Origin of the sequence: Sulfurimonas sp. ST-25, from assembly GCF_048079205.1 — a bacterium.
Lineage (GTDB): Bacteria > Campylobacterota > Campylobacteria > Campylobacterales > Sulfurimonadaceae > Thiomicrolovo > Thiomicrolovo sulfuroxydans.
The window spans coordinates 1,069,956-1,087,412 of record NZ_CP182225.1 but is presented as its reverse complement, the minus strand read 5'-3'; the positions used below and the strand labels follow the sequence as shown (position 1 = coordinate 1,087,412).

Below are 17,457 nucleotides of genomic sequence, written 5' to 3'. Positions count from 1 at the left end.
TCTATGCATATAAAAGCACACTACCTGGACATTCTGCAATTCCGGCATGCCGCCCGACAGTTTCGCGAGCATAAAACGATCGCCGCTGATGAGCTGGACTACATTCTCGAGGCCGGGCGTCTCAGCCCCTCCTCCTTCGGCATCGAACCGTGGCAGTTCCTGGTCGTCACCTCTGACCCGCTGAAACGGCAGCTTCAGAGCTGCTGTTACGGCCAGGAACAGGTGGGGACGGCCTCGGCGGTGATCGTCATTCTCGCCAGAAAAACGCTCCGCATCGAGGACGGTTATGTCGAACCCCTGCTGCGCCGCGACGGGGACGACCTCTATGAAAACGTCCTCAAGGGTTTTTATGCGGGCTATACCGACGCACTGAGCCCCGGGCAGCTCGGCGATTATGCTGACAAACAGTGCTATCTCGCGGCGATGAACCTGATGAACGCCGCGGCGGCGCTGGGCATCGACTCCTGTCCCCTCGGAGGCTTCGACGCGGAAGCGGTGATGTCCCTGCTGCGGGTCGATACAGCGACCTTTGGCGTCTCGATGGTGCTCCCGATGGGGTACGGCACCTCCCGTCCCGAGCATCGCCATCGCCGCGCATTCGACGACGTCGTCACCTTTGTGGACTAGGAGACACTATGCAGCTTGCATGGCACGATACCTGCGACGGCATTGACTGGGAGCAGCTTTCCGATCTCTACAGGGTTGCCCCGCTGGGAGACAAGCCCCCGGAGGCGCTTCGGACGGTCTTCAGCAACAGCATGTTCGTCTGTTTCGTCTTCGACGGAGCTACTCTGGTCGCCTCGGGACGGGCACTTGCCGACGGCGTTGACTGCGCCTATATCTGCGATGTCGCCGTGCTGCCGGCCTACCAGGGCCAGGGGCTTGGCAAAGGCATTGTCTCCGCGCTCGTCGAACGCGCCCGCGGACATAAAAAGATCATTCTCTACGCCAATCCGGGGAAGGAGGCGTTTTACGAAAAGCTCGGTTTCAGACGCATGCGCACGGCCATGGCGGTTTTTGAAAACCGGGAGCAGGCGATCGCGTGGGGACTGCTGGAATAAAAGCCTCCTCCCGTATGGCGGCATCAAGTTTTTCACAGACAATTAAATCTTTTGCGTTTAAATAGGTGCAATTCAATGGGTATTTTGATAAGCGTCTGCTACAATACCTGCAAATATACCAAGGGCATTGATGTCAATCCAACCGTACGAAAGATGTAGCGCAGTATGAAACGTCTCCTCCAGGGATTCGCCGCCGGGGGCGCTGTCGCGACACTGGCGGGGCTGATCGGGCTGGGCGGCGCGGAATTCCGGCTGCCTGTACTCAAGGGGCTGTTCCGGCTCGACACGCTCAAGGCCGTTATCCTTAACAAGGCGACATCGCTCATCGTCGTCTTTTTCGCACTGCTCTTCCGCGCTTCTGAAATCCCTTTTGATCAGCTGTGGGAGTACAAAAGCATCATGCTCAACCTTCTCGCAGGCTCCCTGGCGGGCGCCTGGATCGCTGCCGGCATTGCGATGAGGATCAGCGAGCGCACGCTCGACCGCATCGTGCTCGCACTCCTGCTATTTCTCGCTACCGTCCTGATAGGAGAGCACTGGTTCCTCCAGGGAGAGAACGGGGCGCTTTTTGATGCCCCGCTGGCACAGATGATTGCGGGCGTAGCGGCAGGATTCGGCATCGGTGTCGTCGCATCGATGCTCGGTGTGGCGGGAGGCGAGCTGCTCATCCCCGTGATCGTCCTGCTTTACGGCGTCGACATCAAACTGGCCGGCAGCCTCTCACTCGCGATCAGCCTGCCGACGATGATCGTCGGTTTTGCACGGTACAGCCAGAGCCAGGCCTTTATCGTCTTGCGCGAAGAGCGGCGGCTCTTCATCGCCCTGGCCGTCGGGTCCATTGCCGGCGCCGCCGCCGGTTCGGCTCTGCTCGGGGTTGTTCCCGGGGACATGCTGGTCCTCCTGCTGGCGGTGGTCCTGATGCTCTCGGCATACAAGATCTTCTCTCATCAGCAAAAAAATTCGACACAGTCGGCGTGAAGCCCAGCGCTACAGTTCCGCTTCGCGCTGCTCCTCGATACGGTATCGGGCATGCGGGATCGCCTGCAGCCGCTCAAGGGGGATCTTGTCGCCGCTCGCCTCGCAGACGCCGTAGGTCCCGTTTTTGATCTTTGCCAGGGCGTGATTGACCTCATCGAGCTCATGCCGCTGCTGTTGGATCAGCGCCGTTTCGTTCCGGCTCTCGTTTTCCAGCGCGACTTCGTCCTGCATATCGACACCGTCGTCCGTCGTGGTCACGGCGTCATTCTCCTCGAGAAGACGCGCGATGCTCGATTCCAGCTCCGATTTCATCGCCAACAGCGTTGTTTCAAACGTTTCTAGATGCTTTTTTTTCATTGCTTCTTCTCCTCTTTTTTACTATCTTATTCGTACCAATGTAAAAGATTGATTAAGGGGAAAAACAAGTTTGGTCGGCTGGTTCCGCAATGCGACTGCGCTCTCAAGAAGATTTCACGTTAGAGCTGATAACATTCTCAAAGAAATACACATAATAACAGAAACCGACATCACACAATTTTGTTAACACCCGACGACTTCGGGAACTATGTCCCTCATCTCTCTCATCACGGGTGTTTTACGGTTCGTTGCTAAAGGAGTCTTATCAGAATGAGTTCCAGCACCTTCGGCCTTTCGGCAGCATTGTTATCCCTCTCCCTCGTTTTCAGCGGGTGCGGTGGAGGTGGTTCGGACACGCCGTCCGACAGTACCATACCAACAACGCCAACCGGCCTCAGTATCCAGGTCGTCTCGACCTCACAACTCGACCTGAGCTGGAACGCTTCCACCGACGACGGTACGGTCGTCGGCTATAAAATTGAGTGGGGAGGAGGCCTCGGCATGGCCTATTCGACCTCCTATGCGGCGACAGGACTCGCTGAGGCTACACAGTACTGCTTCACCGTTACGGCCATCGACGACGAGGCCAACATCTCCCCGCAGTCTGCAGCGGTATGTGCTACCACGGAGACGGCCGCCCCCTCCCCCTGGGTCACCGTGCGCTCGGGCACATCCGATGAACTCTCCAACGTTGTCTGGACCGGCAGCGAGCTGGTCGCCGTCGCCGAACATTTCGGCGACCCGACGTCGGTGTTCACATCATCCGACGGTATCGACTGGACACAGACCAAGACATCCGGTTTCGCTTTTGACGGTGCCGACGACGTCGTCTACGGCAACGGACGCTTCCTCGCCGTCGACAGCGACTGGTTCCACACCTCCACCGATGGCATTACATGGTCGCTGTCCTATGTAGAAGCCAACAGCTCCGTAAACGTCAACGCGCTCGCTTGGTCCTCTTCCCTTTCCCTCTATATCGCCGTCGGCGACTCCGGCTACATCGCCACATCGGCGGACGGGACGAGCTGGACACCCGTTGCTTCCGTACCGACGGCGGAAAACCTCGCCGGGGCGGCCTGGATGGACAGCCGCTTTTATGCCCTCGGTGCCCAGGGGACAATCCTCACTTCGTCAAACGGAGTCGACTGGAACAGCGAAACGACCCCGGCCGTCAGCGACACGATAGAAGACATTGCCTGGAACGGCAGCACCTTTGTCGCCATCGGGTACGGCACGGTCCTCACGTCGGCCGACGGCAACACCTGGAACGAGGTCAACAGCAGTATCGGCGGGGAGAAGGTCGTCTGGGGCGGCGGTACGGCAAACGTCTTCGTGATGATCGGATCGTCCAACACGATCTATACGTCCCCCGACGGCACCACCTGGGCACGGCAGTTCCCGGACCACGATCCCTATTATTATCAGCTGAGCCTGCGTGACATTACCTGGACCGGCACACGCTTTGCAGCCGTCGGCGAGCAGGGAACGGTCCTTTCCTCCGCCAACGGTCTTGATTGGCAACTCGCCGCGAGCGGTTCCGACCTCAGAGGAGTGACATACGACGGCAGCCGCTATATCGCCGTCGGCGCCTGGGGACGCATGGCCGTCGGCGACAGCGCGGACAGCTTGCAGTTTCGGTATATCGGCGATGACCAATACTATACCCATGCTATCGCCTATAACGGCACCCAGTACGTCGCCGTCGGACAGACCTACGGCCTCTATACGGACGACCTCATCACCTGGACCGATGACTGGTCCGGGGCGACGACCACCCATTACGCGGTCGTCTGGGACGGCAGCCAATTCGTGCGTGTCGGAGCATACACCCAAACCTGGGACGGCGTGAGTTACGACAGCAGCAATGAGCCAGACTGGGTCCTGACCGACAATGCCTTTTACCGTGACCTTTTCTGGGACGGCAGCCAGTTCTTGGCGGTCGGCAACAGCGGGACCGTCGCCACATCCCCGGACGCAAGCACGGGATCGTGGACATCGCGTGACACTAACAGCAGTAAAACGCTCTACGGCGTCACCAAGGGCAACGGCCGCTATGTCGCTGTCGGTCTGGACAGCACCGTGATCACCTCGGACGACAACGGTACGACCTGGACATTGCGCTATCCGACGGAATCACAATATATCTACTACAACCTCTACGCCGTCGCTTGGACCGGTGCGCAGTTCGTCGCTGTCGGGGAGGCAGGCATGATCCTCACTTCTGCCGACGGTATCACCTGGGAGAAGACCTATCATGAGGCGTACAAGACCTTTTACGACGTGATTGTCAACGGTGCCGATATCGTCATGGTCGGCGCCGACGGCACGATCGTACGCAACAACCCTTAAAGGCGGCAGAAGCCCTTCTCAGGTGCCGGGGCTTTAAGTCCCTTCCCCCCGCTCCAACGCCTCCAGAAAATGTAAAAGCGCTTCCTGGTTCTTCAGGTACTGCTCGAACACATCCCGCCCCAGGAAGCGGCCCATTTCCGCCTCGGTGTCGGCGATCACTTTCAGGGCCACATTCACCAGCACTTCGCCCCGCGGCGTCAACATGACGACCTTCTCTTTCCGGTTGTCCGGACGCGTCTGCAGTTCGATGTAGCCCGACGACGCCAGTTTCCCGACATGTTTATGCGCCGCCTGGCGCGTGCTCCCCAGCGCCACGGCCAGCGCACTGACACTCATCCCGTCCCTTTCAGACAGATGCGCGAAGATGCCGAGCAGTGCGGGGGTCAGCTCCGTAAAACCTTCGTGCTGAACGGCCCTGAGAATGATGCGGTTGAAGATGGTACTGGATTGAAGTGCGCTGAAACAGAAGGACATTGTAAACCTAGTTGACAAAAATTGATGGGTTGATTATACTTCCGCCAACCTGTCTGCAGGCTTCAACAATCAAAAAGGGAGTACCATGAATTTTATGCTTCAAGTCGATTTTCCGTATGAAGGACCGTTCGGAGCGGAGATGAGCGAAGCGATGCGCGGCCTCGCGGAAGACATCGCACAGGAGAAAGGTCTGGTCTGGAAGATCTGGACCGAGTCCGAAGCCGACAAAACCGCCGGGGGGATCTACCTCTTCGACAATGAAGCGGACGCACGCCGCTATCTTGAAAAGCACGAGGCACGCCTGACCTCGTTCGGTATCCAACACATCCGCTCCGTTATCTTCCGGACCAACGATGTGCTGAGCAGAATAGACCGCGCGCCGCTTTAAGCGCTGCCGGTCCGGGACATCACTTCTCTCTCTGCCTACTGGGCCTTCATCGGGCGGGGCTGCATCACCGGTTTGAGCTCTTTTTCGACGCTGACCGTCGTATTCATACGGTTATTGCGGCGGTTTGTATCCTCGAAACGCGGCATATTCAGCGCAGCCGTGATTTTCATCCCGTCTTTCAAAGCAAGGTTTTCAAAGGTGTAGGTCACCTTGCCGCCGGGTTGCGCCAGCCGCTTGCGCTCATCGAGACCGGCCAGGGTCACACCGCCCCACGATCTGCCGTCAACCGTCAGCAGCAGCGACAGTGCACTCTTGCCTTTGCGCGCATACACCTCGTCGGGGATAACACCCTCTCCGAAGTTCTGAAGCGTCACATAGAGTTTCCCGCTTCCCCTGCGCTGCCCCATCTGGAGGATACCGAGGTCCATCGGTTTGGGCCGGAGGGCCTCGTCGACATACTGCTGTTTTCCGGGGTAGGAGATCTTCACCTCGAACTCCGGTGCCAGCTGCGTATCGTAGTTGTCCAGGACAATGAAGTACATCCCCTGCGTCTCCATCAGCTCCATCTGGTCAATATCGTAGTGCGGCGGCGTCGACCGGCCGTCGGCGAGCGTAACATGGGCGTTGCCGCGGCGGTAGTACGCCGGAAGCTTTTTCTTTTTCTTCTTGCCGAAGATGGAGTCGGAGAGGTTTTTGAGGCTTCTGTAGACGCCACGGATCTCATCACCGGCAATGTACTCGACGGGATTGTATTTGTTCGCTTTTTGCGCCCACTCCTGGAACGTGCTCTTTTTCATCGGCTGTTTGCCGTCAAGAAAACGCGAATCGACAAAATACCAGCGGAACGGGGAGTGCCGTTTTTGCTGATCGACCTGTTCATGCGTGTAGTTCGTCACCTTGATCTCAAACGTCACCCGTCCCGGTTCGGTGATCTCGATGGGGTAGAACACTGTGTACGGATCACTGCGCTTTCCGTTGTACAACTGGACTTTTTTGTGGAAAAGGCCTCCATTCTCGTTGCCGGCTGCTCCGGCCGAATTGGCGACCGCCAGCAGCATTATGGCTATCAGCGCCCATTTTATTTTTTGCATAGGAATCCTTTTGTTGACGTGAGTTGACAGGCGGGTGCGACGCGGCACCGACCTACCTGTATGTAATAACCCTAACGCAAGCAACCTTAACAACATTACACATTGATACACCCCATGACGTTTGGTTTGCGAATATCACAATAATATATTACAATGGCCCTCAAATTAATGTACAAGGATATTTTATGCGATCGGTACTTACCGCTTTAATCTGCTCCGGGTTCCTCTTCAGCGCCTGCTCTTCGGAACCGGCAGGACCGGACTTCAAAGAGGGAAAATGGTCCATCACCAGCCAAACGGAAATGCAGGGAATGGCGATGCAGATCCCCGCAACGACCTTTGAGCAGTGCATGAGCGCGAAAGATCGCGTTCCGGTACAGCAAAACGACAATGACGGCTGTAAAGTCTTGGAACAGAAGATTGACGGCAACACCGTATCCTGGCGCATCGAATGCAACCATTCCAAAGGGGACGGCACAATCACCTATACGGATGAAAGCTTCCAGGGAAAAATGAACATGCATACCGATACGGGTATGGGCGCCATGACGATGACGACGACGATGACGGGCAAATACCTCGGCCCCTGCGAATAACCCTCCAGACCCGTTCCCGAATCCTCGTGTGGGAACGGGTTGATCCCCCCAATCTTCCGCCCGACATTGGCACAAGCCTCTCTATGTGAGCATTATCCATCCGCGTTTTGCCAACGGTACATCGATAGGTTTTGCCGAGTACCTATTGCCGCAGGACACGCCCTTCGCCGATGACGACGCGGGGGATGGCGCCGAGCATCATCGGCTCACGGTCCCATAACAGCAGCGAGGCCCATTTGCCCGGCTCGATGGTGCCGAGCTCCGCGTCCATTTCAATGGCACGGGCATTTTCCCGGGTAAGAAGATTGATCGCATCCGTCGCATCGAGACCGGCGATCATGAAGTATTGCGACGCATCGCGCAGGGTGTGTGCATGGATGACGGGATGATCGCTCATGACCGCCATCGGCACCTTTGCCCCGACCAGCTCGGAGACGTTCTTATACGAGGCGTGTTTGAGCTCGGTTTTATACCCGACGCTTCCCAACGGTCCAAAGACGACGGGGATTCCCGCCGCATCGAGGGCTTCGAAGATATGGCGGTGATGAATATCCATGCAGTGCTCCGCGCTGGCGCGCAGCCCGTACTTTTTGACCAACTCGATCAGATAGAGCGCATCGTCCTCTTTGTGAACGTGGATCTTGACGAGTTTGTTCCCCTGAAGCAGGTCCAGCAGCGCGTGTTCCGTCGCCGTGAAAGCGGCATGGTAGTCCGCCTCGATCTGCTCCCGTTTGAGGGCAAGGAGCTCTCCCTCAGCGCTTTCGTCCAGCTCCAGCAGAGCGATATCGCGGGCGGTACGCGCTTTTTTCTCCCGGGCCAGCAATGTATCGAAACGCTCTTCGAGGAGGGCATTGACCCCCATACGCGTATTGGGACGTGTTCCTTTCCACTGCCGCGTCGATGTCGGGTTGTAGCCCAGCGCCATCTTGTATCCCAAGTGTTTGACCAGCGCGCCGTCGACATTCGGCGCAAAATGGCGGATGACGGTCGTCTTCCCGCCGATGACGTTGCCGCTGCCGGGGACGATGCAGCTGTAGAGCACGCCGAAATCGATGGCATAGGTAAACGCCGGATCATCCATATAGATGCTCTGCAGGGGCTCGTTCAACGGCTGGATCTGGTCGGTCATGTCGTTACCTTCGGCCTCTGAAGAGGGTTCGCCTTCACGGAACATCCCGATATGGGAATGCGGATCGACAAAGGCGGGAGTAACGATCCCTTCGAAATCGTACCGTTCCGCACTGTCCGTCACGGCTTTGATCTGTGTGCCCTCGATATGGACATAACATGCTTCCCGGCGCGTACGGCCGTCGTAGAGAACGCTGGCTTTAATGATCACGGCAACTCCTTTACGCGTCGTATGCAAGTGGCGTGCACGCTGCAACGCTGTGACCTTGCCAAGCGGAACACTTAAAAAGAAAATATAAGAAAAATCAATCACTATCTTCTCAATGCAGATGCCTCATAATGGATGGATCAGGCATGTGCCGCGCTCCCGTTACTCCCCCCGGGATTCGGAGCGCGGCACGGATCATCGGCAGCACAGACTGCAGAAGAGGAGGAGGAAGGATTCCCCATGAAAACGATCATGAAAATTTGCGCATTATCGGTGCTGGCGGCGTTCGCTGCCGGTCTCGGCGGCTGTGCAAAAGTGCAGCCGGGCGTCGCCTGCGAAAAAGACCAGGAGCGCATTGCGGCCAACCTGGCCAATTTCGACGACCTGGACTTCAACGTCTACAGCGGCCAGAAATGGGACGAGCTCTCCCGCAGCCATGCGAAGGGCATTGTCGTCCACTGGCCCGACGGACGGACGACGAAAGGGATCGGCATTCACATTGAAGACCTGAAAGGTATGTTCGTGTGGGCCCCGGATACCCGGATCGAAACCCACCCGATCAAAGTCGCGCAGGGAGAGTGGACGGCCGTCATCGGCGTCATCCAAGGTACCTTCACACGTCCGATGCCCATCGGAGAAGGCAAGTTCATTCAACCGACCGGAAAATCGTTCAAACTGACCATGTCGACGTTCGGCCACTGGACGGACAAAGGAACGATGGACGAGGAGTACCTCTTTTGGGACAATCAGGAGTTCATGCGGCAGATCGGACTGGGGCAATAGCGCCGGAGGGCATCATGGGGTCGCATAATGTTTCCCCCGGGGCGGAGCCGTTCATCCGCGCCTTCGCTCCTCTGTTCCCATCGCCATCATCAAAAAACCGGTAAACGCTGCATTGTCTTTTCCCAGTGAAGGGTCCACCCGCTTTTTCATCTCGTTGAGCACTTTTGAATAGCCTTTATAAAAGGCGTACGCCGGGCGCGGTTTGTACACCAGCTCCCCTATTTCGAAGTGTTTGAGGATGTTCTTGGTCGTCGTCGGCTTGATGAAGAACGCCTTGCGGCGGTTGTAATAGTACGGCAGCATGGAGACCAGAGACCATTTCGCCAGCTTGTAATACGACAACACCTCAACAAGCCCCTCAAAGCCCTCTTTTTCGTTACCGTGCAGCAGTTCGTACAGCGCGATGGAGAGCATATCTTTCTGCTCCGGGCTCATCTGTTTGACCATGTCGCGCACGCGCGGTTTCTCGAAAAAGGAGATCATGGAGGATTTGGAGACGATCTTCGCGAAGTTGTCGCACACTTCGTCAGGCTGCCCGAAGGCGTTTTCGGCAAAAAGTGTTTCGACCTGTCGGCCGATCGCCGCGCTGTGATGCCGTTTGACAACGGGGAGAAGCGCTTCATCCCCGAAACCGCCGGGGTACATCGCGAAGAATTCCGCTTCGGCCGTTTTGAGTTTGTCGAGGTTCATAGGCTCTTTCCTTCCGCTTGCAGCTGTTCTGCTCTATTATACCCCGCCGCCTTCGGTACCGCCCGTTCGTATGGCGTCATGATAGCGATTCCGCCAAAGCAGTATGTTCCGCAGAGCGGTGCGGCGGACCTTCGATATAATCTCCTACAAAAGATCTTGTTTAGATCGGTACAGAGGAGCGGCGGTTTGAAGACATTGGCTGAACTGGAACAGGTCTTCGAACTACAGATCCAGCCGCATATTCCCCCTGAACGGACCATCCCTCTAAACGGCACGCTCAAAGCCGTACTCTTTACCTCTCTTTTTGCGGTGACAGGGGTCCTGCTCCTCGCGGGTATGCCTAAGATCGCCGTACTGGTTCTTCTCTTTTTCGCGCTGATATACAGCATACTTGCCACCAGGCGAAAACCCGGTAGAAGACGGCGGACGCTCAAGAGCTTCCAGCGTCTCGCCGTTGCCCCGCTGCTCCGGGCGATCGACCCCGCGCTGAAGTACAACCCCTACGGGGGCATCGCCTACCGCGACATCCTCGCGTCGAAACTGGCGGATGATTTCCCGGCCAAGACCTATGAAGCCAACAACCTGCTGACCTACGACAACGACGGTCTCCCGGTGCGGATGTCTCATGTCATGCTCGAACATCACGAAGCGGGGGAGAAGGTGCCGGTATTAGGCGGCCTGTTCGGCATGACGGCGGCCCGCCGACCGGTAGAGGGCACGACGATCGTCTCCTTCGACCTCGCAGAGAAGCACCTCGGTTTTCTCGGAAGCGGGCTGCAGCCCAAGGCGATGTACCGGGGGCTTGAAAGAATACGCCTCGACAGCAGCGGCTTTGAAAAAGAGTATGTCGTCCACGGAAGCGATCCCATCGAAGCTAATTTTCTGCTGTCGCATACGGTGATGGAAAAACTCGAAGAACTCATCAGAGAGTACCGCGTCTTCCCCCGCATCGCTTTCGTCGGGGACACCATCTACATCGCCGTGCTCAACGGCGGTTTCTTCCAACCTTTTTCGTGGACGTTCAACGATCTGAAACAGAGCATCAATGCGCTCAATTTCGCGCGCGAAGCCATCAAAGCGATCCATCATCACCACCGCCTCTAGACACGCATCTCCTGCACCCTCTCATTATCGTATCTGATACCCGAGAACTGTCCCCGGATTTTAAGATTGCTGTTACGGCCGTCGTGAAATAATGGCCCATCACCCACACAGGAGCACTATGATGGATCTCTTTTCACCGCTGAACGTCGGAAACATCACCCTTAACAATCGCATTGTCATGGCACCGCTGACCCGCTGCCGGAGCGTAGAGGAGCACCGGGCCAACGCCATGATGGCCAACTACTATGCCCAGCGGGCCTCCGCCGGCCTCATCATCAGCGAAGCAACCATGGTCTCCCCGATGGGGATGGGCTACCCCGCGACGCCGGGCATCTATACGCCCGAACAGACGGCGTCATGGAAACAGGTGACGCAGGCCGTGCATGATAAGGGCGGGAAGATCTATCTGCAGCTGTGGCACGTGGGCCGCATCTCCCACCCCTCTTTCCTGGGCGGCGAGCTTCCCCTCGCCCCTTCAGCGGTCAAACCGGCGGGACAGACCTTCACCTTCGAGGGGATGCAGGACTATGTCACCCCGCGCCCGCTGGAGACTGCGGAGATCCCAGAGATCGTCGCCCAGTATGTCGACGGGGCAAAAAACGCCGTTGCCGCCGGGTTTGACGGTGTGGAGATCCACGGCGCCAACGGCTATCTCATCGACCAGTTCCTGCGCGACGGCACGAACAGGCGCAAAGACGCCTACGGCGGTTCCGTCGAAAACCGCAGTCGCTTCCTGCTCGAAATCGTTGAAGGCGTCAGCGCCGCCATCGGCGCCGACCGCACAGGGGTACGGCTCTCTCCCAGCGGGACTTTCAACGACATGAGCGACTCCGACCCCAAAACGCTTTTCACCCATGTGCTGCACCGTCTGAGCGAACATCATCTGGCGTACGTGCATATTGTCGATGCCCTCGAAGGAGATATCCGCCACGGGGCGAACGTCGTCGAGCTCGCCGCCCTGCGCGATGCCTACAAAGGTGTGCTTATCACCTGCGGCGGCTATGACAAAGCAAGAGGAAATGCCATCATCGCCGACGGCCTCGCCGACGCCGTCGCTTACGGGCTGCTCTACATCGCCAACCCCGACCTGCCGGAGCGCTTCAAGGCCGACGCGCCGCTGAACGAACCGGACCCGGACACCTTCTATACCCAGGACGAAAAGGGCTACCTGGATTACCCGACACTCGGATAGCGCAGCAGCAGCGCGTCCTCTCTTTCCCTTCCGACGGCAGCCTTTGCCGTCGCCACTCTCCGGCGAAGCACTTTTATATGTAAAATATTTTATGGTGTTATAAAAAGGTTTTCAAGGAGAAGCGATGCTGCGGCTTGGCGTATTTTTTGACGGCACGGGCAACAATCTTTACAACGACGACCTCATCGGTGACGGATCGCTGAGCAACGTCGCCAAACTCTACAAAGTCTACCGTGCCAGCGGCTACACTGCCTTCTATTCCCAGGGGGTCGGCACAGGAAAATACAAACAGGGGAAAACCCTCTCAGCCAAGGCCGTCGAAGCGATACGGCAGCGCAAAAAGGCCAAGAACGACTATTACGACGCCCTCCATATGGCCTTCGGGGGTGATGCCAAAAGCTTTGTCAAACACAAGCTCAAAAAAGTCCGTTCGGCGGTGCGGCAAAACGGCAGTGAGACCGTCATCATCGATGTCTTCGGCTTCAGTCGGGGCTCCGCCGAGGCACGGGACTTCGTCAACCGCATCAATGCCGCCTACAAACACGACGCAAACGTACGCATCGGTTTTGTCGGCCTCTTCGATACGGTGGCGACGATCGGCCTCGCCAATGAGGTCAATATCGGTTTTAACCTGAACCTCTCGAACGATTCGGCTGAAAAGATCGTTCACCTGACCGCCAAAGACGAACACCGCCACAACTTTCCGCTGGAGTCACTGAGACGTGCGGACGGTACGACGGAAGCCAACACGGAGGAGATCGCCCTGATGGGAGTCCACGCCGATGTCGGCGGCGGGTACGGGGAGCTCGACGACCGCCAGGATCTCCTCCTCAAAGGGTCGGAGTTTTACCGGGTCTATCCGAAACACAAAAAGGCGCAGGCGGAGGCGCAAATCGATGCCTTGCGGCGGGAGGCGAAAGAGAAAGGCTACGAACTGCTCCACACCCTTACCCGGCTCCCCGCCCTCTCCGACTGGGCCCTGGACGCCTGTTTCATCGAACACGCACCGGTCGCCTATGGCCTCGGCAACAGTTCCCTGCAGCTGATGTATACGAAAGCTTCAGCACAAATTCCCGCCCTTGCAGGGCTTGAGCTCCTGGGGGAAACGGCCGCCGGTCACAGCCGCTTCGAAGCCCCCGCCGCTCCCGACATCAGCTATATGCATCTTTCCGCCGTCGGCGACCGATATGCGCTCTCAACGAGCGACTGGATCACGAACCTCAAAAACCCCGGCGGCAAACGCCGGGTCTATTTCAACGATCCACAAAAAGCCGGTTAGCGACGGACTAAGCCTTCTCTTTCTCGACCAGCTTCCGGTCGGTAAGGATCGCAAAGGGGATCTGGATCATATAGGCGATCATGATCGGCAGCAGCATCGAGACACCGAACGCTTTCATGGAGAAGGTGGAGAGGACCAGCGCCAGCGTGATATATCGCGTTACGCTGTGCCAGAAAGCGGCGCGCTCCTGGGGAGAGTCCATCTTGAAGATGAACCAGGCACTCGCTAGGTCCAGGACATAGAAGGCAAGCACGGCGGCCAGCGCGATGACGATCAGTTCGGGTTCGAAATCGTAAAGATCGACGAGGTTCTGTGTGCTCTGGAGGCCGAAAAGGTAGAAGAGGATAATGAACATGCTGATGTTACTGATGTAGGGGCGGTAGGTCTCAATGAACTTCTCCAGCGGTTTGAAAAGCACCACGAAACGGCTCGCGATAAACGGAATGACAATGAGCAGCTCAATAACCAGCCGCGCATAGCTCTCCATGTTGTTATTGTCATCCGTGTAGAGGGTGTCGAAATAGCGCTCGGTGTAGACGCCGAAGAGGTGCAGCATTAAAAACGACAGCGAGATCAGCAGCAGGTTGATAAAAAGGATGAGAAAGCCCAGCGACGTATCGCCGCCGGACTTTTTGATCCAATACATCACCATCCCGCCGCCGCTGAGTACCGACAGCAGAAATAACCCGGCGGCGATGCCGTAATCGCGGCTCAGCAGGCCGATAATAACGGCGAAGGTCGGCAGCAGTACAAAGTTGAGAAAAAGGCTTTTGATGACGACAAGACGGTGATGCCAGAGCAGTTTGACGTCCATGAGCTTCACTTTGAAAAGCGAAGGCATAATCATCGTCAGACCCGCGAAAAGACAGATATTCGAGCTGAAGATAAAGCCGTCGGTGTTGAATCCGTAGATAAAGCCGAGCAGCGCGCCCAGCAGTACGATCAGCAGTTGCATTTTTCCCCTTCGTCATCGCAATCATTTATTCTAATTCAAAGCGTCTTATTCTCTCCACAAATTATCAAAATAACATCACATTTTATAGCTGATGGCGACGAATAAGCGCATCGAGAAGACCCAAAATTGTCATGAAAAAAATCACTCCTTTTACGCGTGCTGCGCCTTTTCATGCCCTTCATACCTATTTTGATGTATTTGATTTAATCTGTTCTTTTAAGTATTGTGGAGTTATGATGTAAATATCTGCATCTCGTATACGCATAAACATTTGGGGATACGAGCGAAAAGGAGATGACATGAAACGTTGGTTCCTGGCAATCCTCGCGATCACAGCAATCGCGATTTACGGATGCGGAGGAGGCGGAGGCGGTTCATCGTCCGGTTCCAGTGACTGGGACAGTATGACCTGGGATCAGGACAACTGGGGATAACGGCCGTTGCGGCAGAACACAAACTCAAAAGGATTCATCATGAAAATCAGACAATTTGGATTGCGCCTTCTAGGTATTTCGGCATTGATGGTATCAGGGAGTCTTTACGCCGGGCAGGTCAGCGGGATGACAACGTTCACCCCCGGTACGACCGCTTACGCCTCCGAAGTGAACGACAACTTTACGGAGCATACCACGCAGATCAACGACAACGACACGCGCATCACCGCCAATGCAACGGCGATACAGACCAATGCCACTGCAATCGCTGAATCGGGGCTGGTCAGATGGACAACCCTCAATGTCAGCTGTCCTGCATCTGTCAGTGTGACGACAACCTATGCGAAAATCGCCACGATCGGATCGTTTACAAAAGCCCAGGACGGTACGGTACTCAACGTCGTGTTCAGCGGGCGCCTTTCAGCTTCTTCGATGACAGGTACCGGGGTGATTTTCGAACTGAGGATCGATGACACTGCGACAACCAGCAGCCGTATCAGAGGTAGTGTCAAGTCAGCTGAAATCGGTGCGAGCGGGGTCGCAGTAACAATGGAAGGGTTCTTCACTAACCTAAGCGCCGGATCACACACTGTCAGCATGTATGCCAGGGCCTCTTCCGGGGGAGCCACAGGGGTTCAATATGATACGGGTTGCTGGTCGACGGACAGCGTCATTATCAAAGAGTTCCAATAACATACTGCTGCGGGTACCAAGGTATCCGTGGCAAGAACGTTGACGCCCGTTTGCCCAGCAAGCGTTCCCCTCTACACCCTTCGTGCCCGTAAAAGAAAAGGTGCGCTACACTACGTGCACCAGCTTCAACGAAGGAATAGTCTATGCCAGAAAGCGACTTTTTTATCTCCACTCTCATCAACCTTTCCGTCAATCTTGTCTATACGGTGGCTGTGCTCGTTATCGCCGTCATTGCCCTGAAGTACATTGACAGCAAACTGCTGAAATCCATCGCCCTCGAGGAGGAGATCAAAAAAGGCAACGTCGCCGCCGCGATCTTCGCGTCGACCATCCTCATCTTCATCGCCATCATCGTCGCCTCCTCGATGACATGATCGCAAAGTTCCTACGAACCTTCTTTACCCTGCTGCGGGTCCTTATCCTGCTCTACGTCCCCCTCTTCTTCATCATGGCGCTCAAACAGCGGCACGACGAAGCCGCCCTGCCGCTCCCGCCGCCGCAGAGCGTCACGCTGCCCGACGCTTCCCTTCCCCATCACCGTCCGGGGCCGAGAGCGGGTGAGATGCAGCTGCTCTCCGTGCCGGAGAAACGCAGCGCCAGGATCCCGGCATGGCTGGACCGGCCCGCCAACAAATCGCGGGGCCAGGGGTCCGGTTCCCAGCGTCTCAATAAGAAACCCGTCGCCTATTTCGCCTATGGGCGCGATCTCAAAGCCTACTATGCCAATGGTTTTTTCAAGCACTTCATCCCCTTCAGCGTCGATTCGAAATGGAGTGCCATGCACCATATATCAAGGCATATGCACTATGTGCGTGACGAACAGCAGTTCAAAGGGTATGCCGAGATCTGGCTCAGTTCCGAGGAAGCTTACTTAAGCGGGCGCGGCGACTGCGAGGATCACGCCATCTTGCTCGCCGACTGGCTGGAGGGAATCGGCTACGATGCACGGGTCGTCTTCGGAACGTATAAAAACGAGGGGCATGCCTGGGTCGTCGTGTTCGAAGCGGGAAACACCTACCTCCTCGAAGCAACGGCCAAGCGGGTGAAAAGCAGTTTCCCCCTGGCGTCCGCCCTGCCGAACTACCATCCCAAGGGGATGTTCAACGACCGGTACATCTGGTACAACTACGGATCGCCGCTCACCACGGCATACACCGGTGGCCAATGGATCAGAACGGCACGTTTCCGTCCGGTTGAAGAACGTTAAACGGGGAAATTAAACGTAGCAATCGGTCGGCGTGCTGCCGCCGACCGTCAGAAGAGGGATCAGACTTTTTTAACGAATTCGGACTTGAGTCCCATCGCGCCGACACCGGGGATCTTACAGTCGATGTTGTGGTCGCTGTTAGGGTTCAGTTTGATATTTTTAACCTTGGTACCGACCTTGATATCGGACGATGCGCCCTTGACCTTCAGGTCCTTGATGACCGTCACGGTATCGCCGTCTTGCAGAATGTTCCCGTTGGCGTCACGCACGACAAACGCATCCTCAGCACCGGCGTCCGCGGCATCTTTGGACCATTCATGGGCGCACTCCGGACAGACGTAAAGCTCACCATCCTCATATGTGTATTCGCTTCCGCACTGGGGGCATTTGGGCAATTGTTCCATATTCATCCTTTTCAAAAAGCTAATTGTACCAGTTCAACTAACAAGCGCAAAATCGTTTATCACGTTATTAATACAAATTAGATGCC

General features: G+C 56.5%; 21 protein-coding genes. 14 read left to right on the top strand and 7 right to left on the bottom strand.

All coding sequences use genetic code 11. From position 1 onward, the window contains the following. Window positions 1-3: 3 nt before the first annotated feature. The 3 genes from ACM66T_RS05540 (at window position 4) to ACM66T_RS05530 (ending at window position 2,039) form a co-directional block, all read left to right on the top strand. A complete protein-coding gene (locus ACM66T_RS05540) occupies window positions 4-627 on the top strand; it encodes an NAD(P)H-dependent oxidoreductase (protein ID WP_231021037.1) in 624 nt (207 codons plus the stop codon). An 8-nt stretch (window positions 628-635) separates the two neighbouring features. Beyond that, window positions 636-1,061 carry a GNAT family N-acetyltransferase gene (locus ACM66T_RS05535; RefSeq protein WP_231021036.1) on the top strand — a complete coding sequence of 142 codons (426 nt, stop codon included), beginning with the start codon at window positions 636-638 and terminating at the stop codon, window positions 1,059-1,061. Window positions 1,062-1,226: 165 nt separating this feature from the next. Continuing rightward, window positions 1,227-2,039: a sulfite exporter TauE/SafE family protein gene (locus ACM66T_RS05530; protein ID WP_231021035.1), complete on the top strand. Its 813-nt coding sequence runs from the start codon at window positions 1,227-1,229 to the stop codon at window positions 2,037-2,039. Window positions 2,040-2,048: 9 nt separating this feature from the next. Here the strand turns inward: ACM66T_RS05530 and ACM66T_RS05525 are convergent, their stop codons facing one another. Continuing rightward, a complete protein-coding gene (locus tag ACM66T_RS05525) occupies window positions 2,049-2,396 on the bottom strand; it encodes a TraR/DksA family transcriptional regulator (protein ID WP_416768853.1) in 348 nt (115 codons plus the stop codon). A 270-nt stretch (window positions 2,397-2,666) separates the two neighbouring features. Here ACM66T_RS05525 and ACM66T_RS05520 point away from each other — a divergent pair, with 270 nt between their 5' ends. Then, a complete protein-coding gene (locus ACM66T_RS05520) occupies window positions 2,667-4,745 on the top strand; it encodes a fibronectin type III domain-containing protein (protein ID WP_416768852.1) in 2,079 nt (692 codons plus the stop codon). A gap of 33 nt (window positions 4,746-4,778) precedes the next feature. Here the strand turns inward: ACM66T_RS05520 and ACM66T_RS05515 are convergent, their stop codons facing one another. After that, window positions 4,779-5,219, bottom strand: a complete 441-nt coding sequence (locus ACM66T_RS05515) for a MarR family winged helix-turn-helix transcriptional regulator (protein ID WP_231021032.1) — start codon at window positions 5,217-5,219, stop codon at window positions 4,779-4,781. A gap of 85 nt (window positions 5,220-5,304) precedes the next feature. Here ACM66T_RS05515 and ACM66T_RS05510 point away from each other — a divergent pair, with 85 nt between their 5' ends. Next, window positions 5,305-5,607, top strand: a complete 303-nt coding sequence (locus ACM66T_RS05510; protein WP_231021031.1) for a monooxygenase — start codon at window positions 5,305-5,307, stop codon at window positions 5,605-5,607. Between the two features lie 35 nt (window positions 5,608-5,642). Here ACM66T_RS05510 and ACM66T_RS05505 read toward each other — a convergent pair whose 3' ends face one another. Further along, window positions 5,643-6,698, bottom strand: coding sequence for a hypothetical protein (locus ACM66T_RS05505; protein WP_231021030.1), 1,056 nt, complete (start codon window positions 6,696-6,698; stop codon window positions 5,643-5,645). 185 nt (window positions 6,699-6,883) lie between these two features. Here ACM66T_RS05505 and ACM66T_RS05500 point away from each other — a divergent pair, with 185 nt between their 5' ends. Next, window positions 6,884-7,294: a DUF3617 domain-containing protein gene (locus tag ACM66T_RS05500; RefSeq protein ID WP_231021029.1), complete on the top strand. Its 411-nt coding sequence runs from the start codon at window positions 6,884-6,886 to the stop codon at window positions 7,292-7,294. Between the two features lie 142 nt (window positions 7,295-7,436). On the opposite strand, the gene ACM66T_RS05495 is transcribed toward ACM66T_RS05500, so the two are convergent. Continuing rightward, window positions 7,437-8,633 carry an amidohydrolase family protein gene (locus ACM66T_RS05495; RefSeq protein ID WP_231021028.1) on the bottom strand — a complete coding sequence of 399 codons (1,197 nt, stop codon included), beginning with the start codon at window positions 8,631-8,633 and terminating at the stop codon, window positions 7,437-7,439. 237 nt (window positions 8,634-8,870) lie between these two features. On the opposite strand from ACM66T_RS05495, the gene ACM66T_RS05490 reads away from it, so the two are divergent. After that, window positions 8,871-9,413 (top strand): ester cyclase, encoded by a 543-nt coding sequence (locus tag ACM66T_RS05490; protein WP_231021027.1) that lies wholly within the window; start codon window positions 8,871-8,873, stop codon window positions 9,411-9,413. Window positions 9,414-9,464: 51 nt separating this feature from the next. On the opposite strand, the gene ACM66T_RS05485 is transcribed toward ACM66T_RS05490, so the two are convergent. After that, window positions 9,465-10,103, bottom strand: a complete 639-nt coding sequence (locus ACM66T_RS05485; RefSeq protein WP_231021026.1) for a hypothetical protein — start codon at window positions 10,101-10,103, stop codon at window positions 9,465-9,467. 186 nt (window positions 10,104-10,289) lie between these two features. On the opposite strand from ACM66T_RS05485, the gene ACM66T_RS05480 reads away from it, so the two are divergent. The 3 genes from ACM66T_RS05480 (at window position 10,290) to ACM66T_RS05470 (ending at window position 13,678) form a co-directional block, all read left to right on the top strand. Beyond that, window positions 10,290-11,207, top strand: a complete 918-nt coding sequence (locus tag ACM66T_RS05480) for a DUF3137 domain-containing protein (RefSeq protein ID WP_231021025.1) — start codon at window positions 10,290-10,292, stop codon at window positions 11,205-11,207. Between the two features lie 118 nt (window positions 11,208-11,325). After that, window positions 11,326-12,399: an alkene reductase gene (locus tag ACM66T_RS05475; RefSeq protein ID WP_231021024.1), complete on the top strand. Its 1,074-nt coding sequence runs from the start codon at window positions 11,326-11,328 to the stop codon at window positions 12,397-12,399. A 124-nt stretch (window positions 12,400-12,523) separates the two neighbouring features. Further along, window positions 12,524-13,678, top strand: a complete 1,155-nt coding sequence (locus ACM66T_RS05470) for a T6SS phospholipase effector Tle1-like catalytic domain-containing protein (protein ID WP_231021023.1) — start codon at window positions 12,524-12,526, stop codon at window positions 13,676-13,678. Window positions 13,679-13,685: 7 nt separating this feature from the next. Here ACM66T_RS05470 and ACM66T_RS05465 read toward each other — a convergent pair whose 3' ends face one another. Next, window positions 13,686-14,633, bottom strand: a complete 948-nt coding sequence (locus ACM66T_RS05465) for a hypothetical protein (protein WP_231021022.1) — start codon at window positions 14,631-14,633, stop codon at window positions 13,686-13,688. A 299-nt stretch (window positions 14,634-14,932) separates the two neighbouring features. On the opposite strand from ACM66T_RS05465, the gene ACM66T_RS05460 reads away from it, so the two are divergent. From ACM66T_RS05460 to ACM66T_RS05445, 4 genes are all read left to right on the top strand, one after another. After that, window positions 14,933-15,067 (top strand): hypothetical protein, encoded by a 135-nt coding sequence (locus ACM66T_RS05460; RefSeq protein WP_255707538.1) that lies wholly within the window; start codon window positions 14,933-14,935, stop codon window positions 15,065-15,067. 87 nt (window positions 15,068-15,154) lie between these two features. Further along, window positions 15,155-15,760 carry a hypothetical protein gene (locus ACM66T_RS05455; protein ID WP_231021021.1) on the top strand — a complete coding sequence of 202 codons (606 nt, stop codon included), beginning with the start codon at window positions 15,155-15,157 and terminating at the stop codon, window positions 15,758-15,760. 143 nt (window positions 15,761-15,903) lie between these two features. Next, on the top strand, window positions 15,904-16,134 hold the full coding sequence (locus tag ACM66T_RS05450) for a DUF350 domain-containing protein (protein ID WP_231021020.1): 231 nt from the start codon (window positions 15,904-15,906) through the stop codon (window positions 16,132-16,134). Further along, window positions 16,131-16,967 (top strand): transglutaminase-like domain-containing protein, encoded by an 837-nt coding sequence (locus tag ACM66T_RS05445; protein ID WP_231021019.1) that lies wholly within the window; start codon window positions 16,131-16,133, stop codon window positions 16,965-16,967. Before ACM66T_RS05450 ends, ACM66T_RS05445 begins: the two co-directional genes overlap by 4 nt. Window positions 16,968-17,026: 59 nt before the next feature. On the opposite strand, the gene ACM66T_RS05440 is transcribed toward ACM66T_RS05445, so the two are convergent. Further along, window positions 17,027-17,371, bottom strand: coding sequence for a zinc ribbon domain-containing protein YjdM (locus ACM66T_RS05440; protein ID WP_231021018.1), 345 nt, complete (start codon window positions 17,369-17,371; stop codon window positions 17,027-17,029). Window positions 17,372-17,457 lie beyond the last annotated feature (86 nt).

Bases quoted from the DNA above. Each gene is read 5' to 3' on its own strand.
- ACM66T_RS05515 (WP_231021032.1), bottom strand. From the start codon at position 5,219: ATGTCCTTCTGTTTCAGCGCACTTCAATCCAGTACCATCTTCAACCGC.
- ACM66T_RS05465 (WP_231021022.1), bottom strand. From the start codon at position 14,633: ATGCAACTGCTGATCGTACTGCTGGGCGCGCTGCTCGGCTTTATCTAC.
- ACM66T_RS05460 (WP_255707538.1), top strand. From the start codon at position 14,933: ATGAAACGTTGGTTCCTGGCAATCCTCGCGATCACAGCAATCGCGATT.
- ACM66T_RS05510 (WP_231021031.1), top strand. From the start codon at position 5,305: ATGAATTTTATGCTTCAAGTCGATTTTCCGTATGAAGGACCGTTCGGA.
- ACM66T_RS05450 (WP_231021020.1), top strand. From the start codon at position 15,904: ATGCCAGAAAGCGACTTTTTTATCTCCACTCTCATCAACCTTTCCGTC.
- ACM66T_RS05505 (WP_231021030.1), bottom strand. From the start codon at position 6,698: ATGCAAAAAATAAAATGGGCGCTGATAGCCATAATGCTGCTGGCGGTC.
- ACM66T_RS05440 (WP_231021018.1), bottom strand. From the start codon at position 17,371: ATGGAACAATTGCCCAAATGCCCCCAGTGCGGAAGCGAATACACATAT.
- ACM66T_RS05470 (WP_231021023.1), top strand. From the start codon at position 12,524: ATGCTGCGGCTTGGCGTATTTTTTGACGGCACGGGCAACAATCTTTAC.
- ACM66T_RS05485 (WP_231021026.1), bottom strand. From the start codon at position 10,103: ATGAACCTCGACAAACTCAAAACGGCCGAAGCGGAATTCTTCGCGATG.
- ACM66T_RS05540 (WP_231021037.1), top strand. From the start codon at position 4: ATGCATATAAAAGCACACTACCTGGACATTCTGCAATTCCGGCATGCC.
- ACM66T_RS05500 (WP_231021029.1), top strand. From the start codon at position 6,884: ATGCGATCGGTACTTACCGCTTTAATCTGCTCCGGGTTCCTCTTCAGC.
- ACM66T_RS05445 (WP_231021019.1), top strand. From the start codon at position 16,131: ATGATCGCAAAGTTCCTACGAACCTTCTTTACCCTGCTGCGGGTCCTT.
- ACM66T_RS05525 (WP_416768853.1), bottom strand. From the start codon at position 2,396: ATGAAAAAAAAGCATCTAGAAACGTTTGAAACAACGCTGTTGGCGATG.
- ACM66T_RS05455 (WP_231021021.1), top strand. From the start codon at position 15,155: ATGGTATCAGGGAGTCTTTACGCCGGGCAGGTCAGCGGGATGACAACG.
- ACM66T_RS05520 (WP_416768852.1), top strand. From the start codon at position 2,667: ATGAGTTCCAGCACCTTCGGCCTTTCGGCAGCATTGTTATCCCTCTCC.
- ACM66T_RS05490 (WP_231021027.1), top strand. From the start codon at position 8,871: ATGAAAACGATCATGAAAATTTGCGCATTATCGGTGCTGGCGGCGTTC.
- ACM66T_RS05475 (WP_231021024.1), top strand. From the start codon at position 11,326: ATGATGGATCTCTTTTCACCGCTGAACGTCGGAAACATCACCCTTAAC.
- ACM66T_RS05530 (WP_231021035.1), top strand. From the start codon at position 1,227: ATGAAACGTCTCCTCCAGGGATTCGCCGCCGGGGGCGCTGTCGCGACA.
- ACM66T_RS05535 (WP_231021036.1), top strand. From the start codon at position 636: ATGCAGCTTGCATGGCACGATACCTGCGACGGCATTGACTGGGAGCAG.